This is a genomic window from Rathayibacter sp. PhB151, from assembly GCF_004366415.1.
Classification (GTDB): Bacteria; Actinomycetota; Actinomycetes; order Actinomycetales; family Microbacteriaceae; genus Rathayibacter; species Rathayibacter festucae.
Genome location: NZ_SOEN01000007.1, coordinates 946718 through 958406, shown reverse-complemented (window position 1 = coordinate 958406; position 11689 = coordinate 946718). Strand labels below are relative to the sequence as shown.

Sequence of the window (11689 nt, the reverse complement as noted above, 5' to 3'; positions counted from 1 at the left end):
CTCCCACTTCGTGAAACGAGGACCCGTGCGCAGGACCACCGCGCTCATCGCCGGCATCGGCATCGTCGCCGCCCTGACCGGATGCTCCGCGTCCTCGTCGAAGGCCGACTGCGACGCCCCCTACTCGTCCGGCGCCTCGTCGTCGGCCGTGAAGGCGACCGGCGACTTCGGCGAGCAGCCCGACGTGACGGTGCCCTCGCCGCTGAAGGCGGACGGCACCCAGGTCAGCACGCTGATCGAGGGCTCCGGCGACCCGCTCGAGAAGGGCCAGCTCGTCACGATCGACTACACGCTGGTCAACGGCGCCGACGGCTCGGTCCTCGAGGCCTCGCCCTACGACGGAGCGAGCACCGCCACCTTCACGGTGGGCGGCGCCGGGCTCGTCGGCCTCAACCAGGGTCTGCTCTGCAGCCAGGTCGGCTCGCGCGTCGCGATCGCGATCGCCCCGGAGGACGGCTTCGGCGACTCCTCCGCCCAGCTCGGCATCTCGGCCGACGACACCCTCGTGCTCGTCGCGGACATCGAGAAGGCGTCGCTGGCCCGCGCGAACGGCGAGGCCCAGCCCGTCCCGAACGGCTTCCCCGCCGTGACGCTGGACCCCGACGGCGTCCCCGGTCTGGCCAAGCCCTCGGGCGACGCGCCCACGACGCTCGAGATCGCCCAGCTCAAGAAGGGCGACGGTGCGGTCGTCGAGGACGGCGACACCGTCGTCGTGCAGTACACCGGCTGGATCTGGGCCGACGGCAAGATCTTCGACTCCAGCTGGCAGAAGGGCGCCCCGGCGACCTTCGTCGCGACCGAGGGCCAGGGCGGCGTCATCGCCGGCTTCGCGAAGGCCCTGATCGGCCAGCCGGTCGGCTCCCAGGTCATCGCGATCATCCCGCCCGAGGACGGCTACGGCGACAACCCGCCGAAGGAAAGCGGCATAAGCCCCGACTCGACCATCGTCTTCGTGGCGGACGTCCTCGCCATCAACTGAGCGCGCTGCTCCGTCCTCGCTGATGGAGCAGCCCGCTGTGGGGGCGCATCGAGATCCCCCTTCCACCCGGAGCCGGGTCTGCAGGCGCGGCCTTCTGACGGAGGCGGGGTCTCAATACGCCCCTGCGGGGCTACTCGACCAGCATGGTCGGGGGGCGCCTCTTCTTTGCTGATCGAGTAGCCCGCGGAGCGGGCGTATCGAGATCCGGCGCTGTCAGGGCTGAGTGCGTGGGGTCTCGATACGCCCCTGCGGGGCTACTCGACCAGCATGGTCGGGGAGTGGCTCTCCTTTGCTGATCGAGTAGGCCGCGGAGCGGGCGTATCGAGATCCGGCGCTGTCAGGACTGCGGGCTGTGGGGTCTCGATACGCCCCTGCGGGGCTGCTCGACCAGCATGATCGGGCGCGGCCATGTGCTCTGCTCGGGGTCCGAGGAGCGGCGGGGCCCGGCCCTAGACTGGAGGGCGTGCCCGCCGACGCTTCGACCTCGAGCCGCATCCCGGCCGAGGAGCGTCTGTTCAACCTGGTGCTGGCGCTCGTGGCTGCCGAGAACGGACTGACGAAGGCCGACGTGCTCTCCACGGTGCAGGGCTATCGGCAGCGGTCCGACCCGGGAGACCGCGCCTCTCTCGAGCGGCAGTTCGAGCGCGACAAGGACGATCTGCGCGAGCTCGGCATCCCGATCGAGACGGTCGACGCGCCCGGCGACCCGGGCAACACCCAGACGGTCCGCTACCGGATCGCCAAGCGCAGCTACGACCTCCCCGCCGACCTCTCCTTCGACCAGGAGGAGATGGCGCTGCTGCGTCTCGCCGGCGCGGTCTGGCGCGAGGGCACGCTCTCCGCGGAGTCGCGCCGCGCCCTGATCAAGCTGCGCTCGCTCGGCGTCGACTCGGTCGACCCGGTGATCGGCATCAGCCCCTCGATCCGGGTGCGCGAGGCCTCCTTCGAGCCGCTCAACGCGGCGCTCGACCGCGGGCAGGTCGTCCGCTTCCCCTACCTCAAGCCCGGTGGCGACGAGCCGCGGACGCGCACCGTCCGTCCGCGCGCGCTCGTCAACCACCAGGGCCGCTGGCACCTGCACGGCTGGGACGAGACCGCCGAGGGCACCCGCACCTTCCTCCTCTCCCGCATCGTCGGACCCGTCGCGACCACCGGTCGCACCGCCCCGGCCGAGCCGGGCGACCACGCCGCCACCGCCCTCGCCCAGCTCGACGAGATCCTCGCCCGCAGCACTGCCCTCCTGCAGGTCGCGCCCGACTCCGACGCGGCACTCCGGCTCGGCGTGCGCGCCGAGGCGGCGGGGGAGGGCACAGACCTGCTGCGCCTGCACTTCACCGACGCCGACGTCCTCGCGGACGAGCTCGCCGGCTACGGCCCCGAGGTCGTCGTCCTCGAGCCGGAGCCGCTGCGCCGCAAGGTCGTCGACCGCCTGCGCCGCTCCCTCAGCGACCACTCCGCCGGCGACCACTCCTCCGGCGACCACTCCGCCGGTGAGCACGGGGGAGCCGCCCGTGGCTAGGCCCCGTTCGCTCCAGGCGCGGGACCGCCTGGCCGTCCTGCTCTCGCTCGTCCCGTACCTGCTCGACCGCGGCCGGGTGAGCGTGGCCGAGGTCGCCGCGCACTTCGAGATCGCCGAGGAGGAGGTCCGCCGCGCCGTCCGGCTGATCGCCGTCTCCGGCATCCCCGGCGAGACCTCGCAGTACCAGTCCAACGACCTCTTCGACATCAGCTGGGACGACTTCGAGGAGAACGACCACATCGTCCTCACTCAGCAGGTCGCCATCGACGACTCGCCGCGCTTCTCGGCGCGCGAGGCCGCGGCGCTCATCGCCGGGATGCAGTACCTGGCCGCCCTGCCCGAGAACCAGGGCAACGACCGCATCGCCTCGCTGATGGGCAAGCTCGCCCGCGGCGCCTCCTCGGCCCCGACCGCCGTCGCGGTCGCCCGGGGCGTCGGCGCGGACGCCTCGCTCGCCACGATCCGCACCTCGCTCGCGAGCGGGACGCAGCTCGCCTTCGACTACCGCAGCGCTCGCGGCGAGACGGAGTCGCGCCTCGTCGATCCGTTCCTGCTGGAGTCTGTCGACCGCGACTGGTACCTGCGCGGCTGGGACCACCTCCGCGAGGGCGTCCGCACCTTCCGCGTGGACCGGATGCGCTCGCTCACCGACACCGGGACGCCGATCGTCCGCCGCCGCAACGAGGTCACGCTGCCCGACCGGCTGTTCGAGGCGTCCGCCTCCGACCTCCTGATCGACCTCCGGGTCGCCCCGGGCTCGGTCGCGCTGCTGGGCGACTACGCTGCGGACGCCGAGTTCCCGTCGGTTCCCGCCGGAGACGAGGGCGCGGGAGTGCTCGTCCGGATCCGCGTCGCGCACCTCGCCGGCCTCACCCGCCTGGTCGCCTCGCTGCCCGGGCTCGTGACCGTCGTCGCCCCCGAGGCGGCGCGCACCGCCGTCGCCGAGTGGACCCGCGCCGCGCTGACGGCCAACGGAGAGGAGACCCCGTGACCTGGTGGTCCTGGATCCTGATCTGGCTCGCCCTCGCGATCGCCGCCCTGGCGGTGCTCGTGCTGTTCGGGCTGTCCTACTGGCGGAAGGGCCGGCTGCTGCTCGGCCAGCTGGAGGAGATCACCGCGAAGCTCGACGCCCTTCAGGTGCCGGAGCCCGCCGAGGCGTCGACCCGGCCGCCGTCCTCGCTCTTCGCCGACCGCGACGAGGTCCGCCGCGGTTACGAGTCCCGCCGGGACGCCCGCCGGGAGAGGACCGAGGATCGCCGGTCACTCCGGGTCGAACGGGGTAGGCTCCTGGTACACCGCAACCGACAAGTGAAGTGAGACTGCAATGTTCGCTGGCCTCCAGGGGTGGCACCTCCTCATCATCCTCGCCGTCATCCTCCTCCTCTTCGGTGCGCCCAAGCTTCCTCAGCTCGCGCGCAGCGTCGGGCAGTCGATGCGCATCTTCAAGAGCGAGGTCAAGACCATGAAGGACGAGGACGGGACCGAGCGCAAGGACGCGACGGACTCGACCACGGCTTCGGGCTCGACCACCGCCACGGGATCCGCCACGGGCACGACCACCGGCACCGGCACCGGCACGACGCTGCCGCCCGAGTCCCCGCTCAAGTAATGACCTCCGTGGCAGCGAAGAAGCCACGGACGAAGCGAGCGGGGAAGAACCCCGAGGGACGCATGTCCCTCGGGTCCCACCTGATCGAGCTTCGCAACCGGCTCTTCATCGCGGCGATCGCGATCGCGGTCTGCTGCGTCGCCGGCTGGTTCCTCTCGGACTGGGTGCTCGAGGCCCTCAAGGCCCCGATCGCCGAGGTCGCCCGCGATCAGAACAAGACCGCGGTCCTCAACTTCGAGACGATCACCGGCGCGTTCGACCTCAAGCTCCAGATCGCGATGACCATCGGCATCGTGATCGCGAGCCCCGTCTGGCTGTTCCAGATCTGGGCGTTCCTCGTCCCCGGTCTGACCGGCAAGGAGGTCCGCTACGGCCTGGGCTTCATCCTCACCGCGATCCCGCTGTTCTTCGCGGGCTGCGCCTCGGGCTGGTTCGTCTTCCCGCACATCGTCGAGCTGCTGACGAGCTTCACCGGCTCGGACGCGGCGAGCGTGCTGAGCGCGAAGACGTACTACGACTTCGTGCTCAAGCTCGTGCTGGTCGTCGGCATCGCCTTCGTGCTGCCGGTCTTCCTGGTGCTGCTGAACTTCGTCGGCATCCTGCCCGGCTCGCTGATGATCAAGTCGTGGCGCGTCGCCATCATGGTGATCGTGCTCTTCACGGCCATCGCCACCCCGGCGGCGGACCCGATCTCGATGTTCCTGCTGGCGATCCCGATCACGATCCTGTTCTTCGCCGCCTGCGGCATCGCGCTCCTGCACGACAGGCGCGTCGCCAAGCGGCAGATCGTCTTCGACGGCAGCCCCTCCGACCTGCCGGCGTGACCGGCGCCACTCCCGCCGAGCGCTTCGCTGCGTTCCGCACACGACAGGGACACGCGAGGGTCGAGGCGTTCCGCTCGACCCTCGCGTTCGACCTCGACCCCTTCCAGTACGAGGCCTGCAGCGCGCTCGACGACGGGCGCAGCGTCCTCGTCGCCGCACCGACCGGCGCCGGCAAGACGGCTGTGGCCGAGTTCGCCATCCACCTGGCGATGCAGGATCCGAACGCCAAGGTCTTCTACACGACGCCGATGAAGGCGCTGAGCAACCAGAAGTTCCAGGAGTTCGTCGAGGACTACGGAGCGTCCGAGGTCGGCCTGCTCACCGGCGATTCGAACGTCAATGCGCGCGCCAGGATCGTCGTGATGACGACCGAGGTGCTCCGCAACATGCTCTACGCGGACTCCGACCTGCTCCGCGACCTCGCCTACGTCGTAATGGACGAGGTGCACTACCTCGCCGACCGCTTCCGCGGCGCGGTCTGGGAGGAGGTCATCATCCACCTCCCGCAGTCGGTCCGGCTGGTCTCGCTCAGCGCGACCGTGTCGAACGCCGAGGAGTTCGGCGACTGGCTGCAGACCGTCCGCGGCGAGACCGAGGTCATCGTCTCCGAGGAGCGGCCGGTGCCGCTCGACCAGCACGTCCTCGTCGGCGGCAAGCTGCTCGACCTCTTCGACTCGTCCGGGCGCGCGGCGACCAACCGCGTGAATCCCGAGCTCGCCCGCCTCGCGCAGGGCGGCACCCGCGTGGAGCGCGGCGGTCGCGGCTCCGGGCGCGGACGCGGCGGCGGCGGCGGTCGCTTCCACGAGACGCGGACCGAGGACCTCGTTCCGCGCTCCGAGGTCGTCGAGATCCTGCGCGGCAAGAACCTGCTGCCCGCCATCTTCTTCGTCTTCAGCCGGAACGGCTGCGACCAGGCCGTCCGCCAGGTGCTGCGCTCGGGCGTCCGGCTCACCGAGCGGCACGAGCGCGACGAGATCCGCGCGATCGTCGAGGAGCGCTGCCGGACGATCCGCGACGAGGACCTCGCCGTCCTCGGCTACTGGGAGTGGCTCGATGGGCTGCAGCGCGGGGTCGCCGCGCATCACGCCGGCATGCTGCCCGCGTTCAAGGAGGTCGTCGAGGAGCTCTTCCTCCGCCGCCTGGTCCGCGTGGTCTTCGCCACCGAGACGCTCGCGCTCGGCATCAACATGCCCGCCCGCACCGTCGTGCTCGAGAAGCTCGAGAAGTTCAACGGCGAGTCCCGGGTGCCGATCACGCCGGGCGAGTACACCCAGCTGACCGGTCGCGCCGGCCGCCGCGGGATCGACGTCGAGGGCCACTCGGTGATCCAGTGGCGCGGCGGGATGAACCCCCAGGCCGTCGCCTCGCTCGCCTCGCGCCGCACCTACCCGCTCAACTCGTCCTTCCGTCCCAGCTACAACATGGCGGCCAACCTGATCGACCAGTTCGGCCGAGCTCGCACGCGCGAGATCCTCGAGTCCTCGTTCGCGCAGTTCCAGGCCGACCGCTCCGTCGTCGACCTGGCACGCCGGGTCCGCCAGCAGGAGTCGTCACTCGAGGGCTACGTCACCGCGATGCAGTGCCACCTCGGCGACTTCGAGCAGTACGCCGCGATCCGCCGCGAGATCGGCGAGCTGGAGCGCCGCGGCGCCGTCCGCGGCGAGTCCGCGTCGCACAGCGAGCGCGAGAAGCGGCAGGGGCAGCTCAGCGATCTGCGCCGCCGGATGAAGGCACACCCCTGCCACGCCTGCTCGGATCGCGAGCAGCACGCCCGCTGGGCGGAGCGCTGGTGGAAGCTGCGCAAGGAGACCGACGAGATCGAGCGGCAGATCCGCTCGCGGACCGGCGCGGTCGCCCGGATCTTCGACCGGATCACGGACGTGCTGAGGGAGCTCGGCTACTTCCGGCTCGACGAGGCCGGCGAGCTGTCCCTCACTCCCAACGGCCGGACGCTCAAGCGCATCTACGGCGACCGCGACCTGCTCGTGGCGGAGTGCCTGCGCAAGCAGGCCTGGACCGAGCTCGACCCGGCCGGTCTCGCCGCGATGGCGTGCTGCCTGGTCTTCGAGCCCCGCCGCGAGGAGGGCACCCTCGGCGAGAAGCACCTCCCGCGCGGCACCTTCCCCGAGGCGCTCGAGAAGACGCAGCTGCTGTGGGCGAAGCTCGACGACGTCGAGCGCGACCACCGGCTTCCGGGCAGCAACCCGATCTCCACCAGCCTGGCGCTGCCGATGAACATGTGGGCGCGCGGGATGCCGCTCGACGCGGTCCTCCGCGAGTCCGACATGGCCGCCGGCGACTTCGTCCGCTGGGCGAAGCAGACGATCGACCTGCTCGACCAGCTCTCGCTCGTGGCCGAGGGCAAGGTCGGGCGCGCCGCCCGTGCCGCGCTCGAGCTCGTCCGGCACGGCATCGTCGCCTACTCGACGGTCGCATGAGGCCGGTGATCTCGGCGCCCACCGGGCGCACGGCACCGCTGTGGCTGGCGATCCCGCTCGCAGCCCTCGGCGGGGCGACCCTCGACCGCGGCTTCCCCGACTCCGACGTCTGGCCGCTCGCGATCGTCGGCACCGCCGCGATCCTGTTCGCGCTGGCCGGCCGCGGCTTCTGGAGCGGTGCGCTGGTCGGCCTGGTCGGCGGTGCGGTCTTCTGGGGTGTGCACATCCAGTGGCTGACGCTCTACCTCGGCCTCGTGCCGTGGGCGGCGCTGGCAGGGCTGCAGGCGATCTTCTTCGCGCTCTCCTCCGGCCTGACGGCGATGCTGCTGACGCGGGGGCAGCGGGTCTGGACGGGGCCGCTCGGCCGGATGATCGGGCTGCCCGCGCTGGTCGCTGCGCTCTGGGTGGGCCGCGAGACGATCACGATCCAGTGGCCGTACGGCGGGTTCGCCTGGGGGCGGCTCGCGCTCTCGCAGTCGCTGGGGCCGCTCGCGGACCTCGCCGCCTGGGTCGGCTTCTCGGGCCTGAGCTTCGTGGTGGCGTTCCTCGCGGCGACGCTGGCGCAGGCGGTGCGGACGACGTCGGTTCCGGCCTCGGGCCGCGCGGCCGTCGTCGCCGGCTTCTCGATCGTCGCGCTCGTCTTCCCGGCCTGGCCCGCGCCGACCGAGGGGACGACGCGGATCGCCGCGGTGCAGGGCGACTCCGATGCGGGTCTGTTCTCGCAGAGCTACCGCGGGGAGATCCTCGAGGACCACACCTCCGCGACGCTGCCGATCATCGACGAGGACGTCGACATGGTGGTCTGGCCGGAGAACGGCGTCGACGTCGACCCGACGCGGAACGCGCAGTCGGCCGCCGTCCTCGACTACCTCAGCAGCCGGATGGACGCGCCCTTCATCGTCGGGACGATCACGAACCCCTCGGACGACGTCTTCTACAACAGCTCGCTGCTCTGGAAGGCGGGGGAGGGCGCGACGCAGATCTACGACAAGGTGCACCCGGTGCCGTTCGCCGAGTACATGCCGGACCGCGCCTTCTGGCGGATGTTCGCGCCCGACCTGGTCGACCTGGTCAGCCGCGACTACTCGATCGGCACCCGCTCGAACGTCTTCGACATCAACGGGATCCTGGCCGGCATCGCGATCTGCTTCGACATCTCGGACGACTCGCTGACGAACGCCATGGTCGACGGCGGGGCGCAGCTGGTGCTGGCGCAGACCAACAACGCCGACTTCGGGCGGACGGACGAGAGCGTCCAGCAGCTGGCCATCGCGCGGCTGCGGGCGATCGAGACGGGCCGCAGCGTGGTCAACATCTCGACGGTCGGCACCAGCGCGATCATCGCGCCCGACGGCTCGACGATCGACTCGCTGGAGTGGTTCGAGCCGGGTGCGATGGTGGACGAGGTGCCGCTCGCCTCGGTCACGACCCCGGCTCTGGTCTGGGCGCGGAACCTCGGCTGGTACTTCCTCGCCGCGAGTCTCATCGGGCTCGTGTCGTTCGTGCTGCGGACGCGCGCGCCGCGTCGTCGGCACTAGCGCGCGGACCGCGTCCGGGCACGAAGAAGGGTCCGCCGGCCGGCGAGGACGCCGGCCGAGCAGGACCCTGGGGGCGCTATGCGCCGATCTTGTGCTCTCCGCGACGGGCGCGGAGGTAGGCGAGGCGCTCCTCGAGCAGCTCCTCGAGTTCCGCACGGGTGCGTCGCTCCAGCAGCATGTCCCAGTGGGTGCGCGGTGCCTTCTGCTCGCCCCGGTCGACGACGACGGGCTTCGAATCCACCAGCAGCACGGCCTCGTGGCCGCAGTTGCGGCACTCCCAGGTCTCGGGCGCTTCGGCGTCGGCCGAGAACACCATGTCGGTGTCGTGGCCGCAATCCGAGCAGTGGTATGTGAACGTCGATCGCGGTGAGAAGACGACGCCTTCTTCGCTCTGCAGGCTCTGTGAGCCGAGCCTCATCCCGCGCAAGCTTCGATCTGCCATTGTGTGGTCTCCTCTCGCTGTGCTCCGACAAGTGTCGACCGCGGACCTGGGGGTGGTCCGGAGAGGCTCCCGTTTGCCAGAGGATCGTCAGGTGAGCGGGGCCTTTCCGACGCGATCCCGGGTGTCGTCCTCGCGGCCCGGAGCCCCGTCCACGGCGAGGCGGGCGAGGTCGGTCCGGTCGGTCACGAGGCCGTCGACGCCGAGCTCGAGCAGGGCGCGCATCCGCCGGGGATCGTTGATCGTCCAGAGGTGGATCTCGGCGCCGGTGATCCGCAGCCGGGCGAGGATCCGGGGCGCGGTGACCCGCAGTCCGGCCGCGCGCTCGGGGACCTGGAGGGCGTCGATGCCGCGGAGCGCCCGCCGGACGAGGGACGGGGACCCGAGGTGCGCGCCGACGAGGGCGGCGACGAAGCGGGGGGCGGAGGCGGAGGTCGCGACCCCCGGGAGCCGTCGCACGGCCGCGCGGCGCCGCGACTCCGAGAAGGAGGTGATCAGCACGCGGTCCCGCGCACCCGCGGCCCGGACCGCCTCGACCACCGGGACGACGGCCGTCCTCGCCTTGACGTCGATGTTGAAGCGGGCGTGCGGGAGCAGGCGGAGCGCCTCGGCGAGGGGGAGCAGCCTCTCCCCGGAGGGCAGGACGAGCTCGGCCAGCTCCTCCCAGCGGGTGGTCTCGATCCGATGGCGGACACCGCGCTCGTCCGCGACCTCCTCGTCGTGCACGAGCACCGCGACGCCGTCGAGCGAGGCGCGGACGTCGGTCTCGAGCAGGTCGGCGCCCGCGGCGAGAGCGCGCTCGAACGACTCCAGGGTGTTGCCCTCGGCGCCGGGGGCGAAGCCGCGGTGGGCGATGACGCGCGGCCGCCGTCCCGAGAGGAACGGCGGCCGCGTGGTCGTCATGGTGCAGGCGTCCTAGAAGGACGGGGCCGGGGGAGTCATGCCCGAGCCGTCCTGCCCACGCTCCGGACGGGTCGGGGAGTTCTTGCCGAACGCCTGGCCCATGCCCTTGAGCGCCTCGGTGAGCTCGCTCGGCACGATCCAGAGCTTGTTGGCGCTGCCCTCCGCGATCTTGGGCAGCATCTGCAGGTACTCGTAGGCGAGCAGCTCGTTGTCCGGGCGGCCCTCGTGGATGGCGGAGAAGACGGTGGTGATCGCCTTCGCCTCACCCTCGGCGCGGAGGACCGCGGCCTTCGCATCACCCTCGGCCGCGAGGATCGCCGCCTGGCGGTGTCCCTCCGCGTTCAGGATCTGCGACTGCTTCGTGCCCTCGGCGGTGAGGATCACCGCGCGGCGGTCGCGTTCGGCGCGCATCTGCTTCTCCATCGAGTCCTGGATGGAGATCGGCGGGTCGATCGCCTTGAGCTCGACGCGTCCGACGCGGATGCCCCATTTGCCGGTGGCCTCGTCGAGGACGATGCGCAGCTGGCCGTTGATGTTGTCGCGGGAGGTCAGCGCCTCCTCGAGGTTCAGCCCGCCGACCACGTTGCGGAGCGTGGTGGTGGTGAGCTGCTCGACGGCGCCGAGGTAGTTGGCGATCTCGTAGGTCGCGGCCCGGGCGTCGGTCACCTGGAAGTAGACGACCGTGTCGATCGAGACGACCAGGTTGTCCTCGGTGATGACGGGCTGCGGCGGGAAGGAGACGACCTGCTCGCGCAGGTCGACGGACGGGCGGACCCGGTCGATGAAGGGGATCACCAGGTTGAGGCCCGGGAGGAGGGTGCGGTGGTACTTGCCCAGGCGCTCGACGACCCCGGCCGTGGCCTGCGGGACGATGCGGATGGCCTTGAACAGCACCACCAGGGCGAAGAGCACGATGACCGCGATGATCACCGTGGTCACGACTGCTGCGGTGTTCACGAGGAGCTCCTTTCGGCGGGGACGACGACCGCGGTCGCGCCCTCGATGGCGGTGACGACGACACGTTCGCCGAGACCGAGCGGACGGGATTCGACGAGCGGGGACAGCTTGAGCGTCCACGTCTCGCCGTTGACCAGCTTCACCTGGCCGGGGCCGGGCCCGGCGATGACGACACTGCCGGCGAGGCCGAGCAGCGCGTCGGCTCCGGTCGGCGTCGGATCGCCGCCGCGCTTGAGCAGCCGCAGCAGCGGGGGCCTGACCAGGAAGAGCAGCAGCACGGCGAGGACCGCGGCGACCGGGACCTGCACCCAGAACGGGGCGCCGACCAGGCCGGTCGCGAGGCCGCCGATGCTGCCGACCGCGAGCATCAGGAAGGTGAACTCGAGAGTGATCATCTCGACGATCACGAAGATCAGGATGAGGGCGATCCAGAGGATCCAGGCGTACTGAGTCACTGCGTCCATGCGGTGCTCCTTCCCCTTA

At 71.2% G+C, this 11689-nt stretch carries 12 protein-coding genes; 8 read left to right on the top strand and 4 right to left on the bottom strand.

From position 1 onward, the window contains the following. Nucleotides 1-25: 25 nt before the first annotated feature. The 8 genes from EDF35_RS12020 (at nucleotide 26) to lnt (ending at nucleotide 8907) form a co-directional block, all read left to right on the top strand. Nucleotides 26-979, top strand: a complete 954-nt coding sequence (locus EDF35_RS12020; RefSeq protein ID WP_166674091.1) for an FKBP-type peptidyl-prolyl cis-trans isomerase — start codon at nucleotides 26-28, stop codon at nucleotides 977-979. Between the two features lie 463 nt (nucleotides 980-1442). After that, a complete protein-coding gene (locus EDF35_RS12015) occupies nucleotides 1443-2498 on the top strand; it encodes a WYL domain-containing protein (RefSeq protein WP_123735749.1) in 1056 nt (351 codons plus the stop codon). Next, entirely contained in the window at nucleotides 2491-3489 is a 999-nt protein-coding gene (locus tag EDF35_RS12010) for a WYL domain-containing protein (RefSeq protein WP_133962499.1), read from the top strand. The genes EDF35_RS12015 and EDF35_RS12010 overlap by 8 nt, the downstream gene beginning before the upstream one ends. Beyond that, a complete protein-coding gene (locus EDF35_RS12005) occupies nucleotides 3486-3815 on the top strand; it encodes a hypothetical protein (RefSeq protein WP_133962498.1) in 330 nt (109 codons plus the stop codon). Before EDF35_RS12010 ends, EDF35_RS12005 begins: the two co-directional genes overlap by 4 nt. Nucleotides 3816-3822: 7 nt before the next feature. After that, a complete protein-coding gene (tatA, locus tag EDF35_RS12000; RefSeq protein WP_133962497.1) occupies nucleotides 3823-4107 on the top strand; it encodes a Sec-independent protein translocase subunit TatA in 285 nt (94 codons plus the stop codon). 62 nt (nucleotides 4108-4169) lie between these two features. Then, nucleotides 4170-4931, top strand: a complete 762-nt coding sequence (tatC, locus tag EDF35_RS11995; RefSeq protein ID WP_123446333.1) for a twin-arginine translocase subunit TatC — start codon at nucleotides 4170-4172, stop codon at nucleotides 4929-4931. Continuing rightward, on the top strand, nucleotides 4928-7369 hold the full coding sequence (locus EDF35_RS11990) for a DEAD/DEAH box helicase (RefSeq protein ID WP_123446334.1): 2442 nt from the start codon (nucleotides 4928-4930) through the stop codon (nucleotides 7367-7369). The genes tatC and EDF35_RS11990 overlap by 4 nt, the downstream gene beginning before the upstream one ends. A gap of 5 nt (nucleotides 7370-7374) precedes the next feature. Then, complete coding sequence (gene lnt, locus EDF35_RS11985) at nucleotides 7375-8907, top strand: apolipoprotein N-acyltransferase (RefSeq protein ID WP_243839947.1); 1533 nt, start codon at nucleotides 7375-7377, stop codon at nucleotides 8905-8907. Nucleotides 8908-8983: 76 nt separating this feature from the next. Here lnt and EDF35_RS11980 read toward each other — a convergent pair whose 3' ends face one another. From EDF35_RS11980 to EDF35_RS11965, 4 genes are all read right to left on the bottom strand, one after another. Beyond that, nucleotides 8984-9349, bottom strand: coding sequence for an RNA polymerase-binding protein RbpA (locus EDF35_RS11980; protein WP_123446336.1), 366 nt, complete (start codon nucleotides 9347-9349; stop codon nucleotides 8984-8986). A gap of 87 nt (nucleotides 9350-9436) precedes the next feature. After that, complete coding sequence (locus tag EDF35_RS11975; RefSeq protein ID WP_133962495.1) at nucleotides 9437-10249, bottom strand: glycerophosphodiester phosphodiesterase family protein; 813 nt, start codon at nucleotides 10247-10249, stop codon at nucleotides 9437-9439. A gap of 12 nt (nucleotides 10250-10261) precedes the next feature. Further along, complete coding sequence (locus EDF35_RS11970; protein WP_123733131.1) at nucleotides 10262-11206, bottom strand: SPFH domain-containing protein; 945 nt, start codon at nucleotides 11204-11206, stop codon at nucleotides 10262-10264. Beyond that, nucleotides 11203-11670: an NfeD family protein gene (locus EDF35_RS11965; protein ID WP_123704197.1), complete on the bottom strand. Its 468-nt coding sequence runs from the start codon at nucleotides 11668-11670 to the stop codon at nucleotides 11203-11205. Before EDF35_RS11965 ends, EDF35_RS11970 begins: the two co-directional genes overlap by 4 nt. Between the last annotated feature and the right edge of the window lie 19 nt (nucleotides 11671-11689).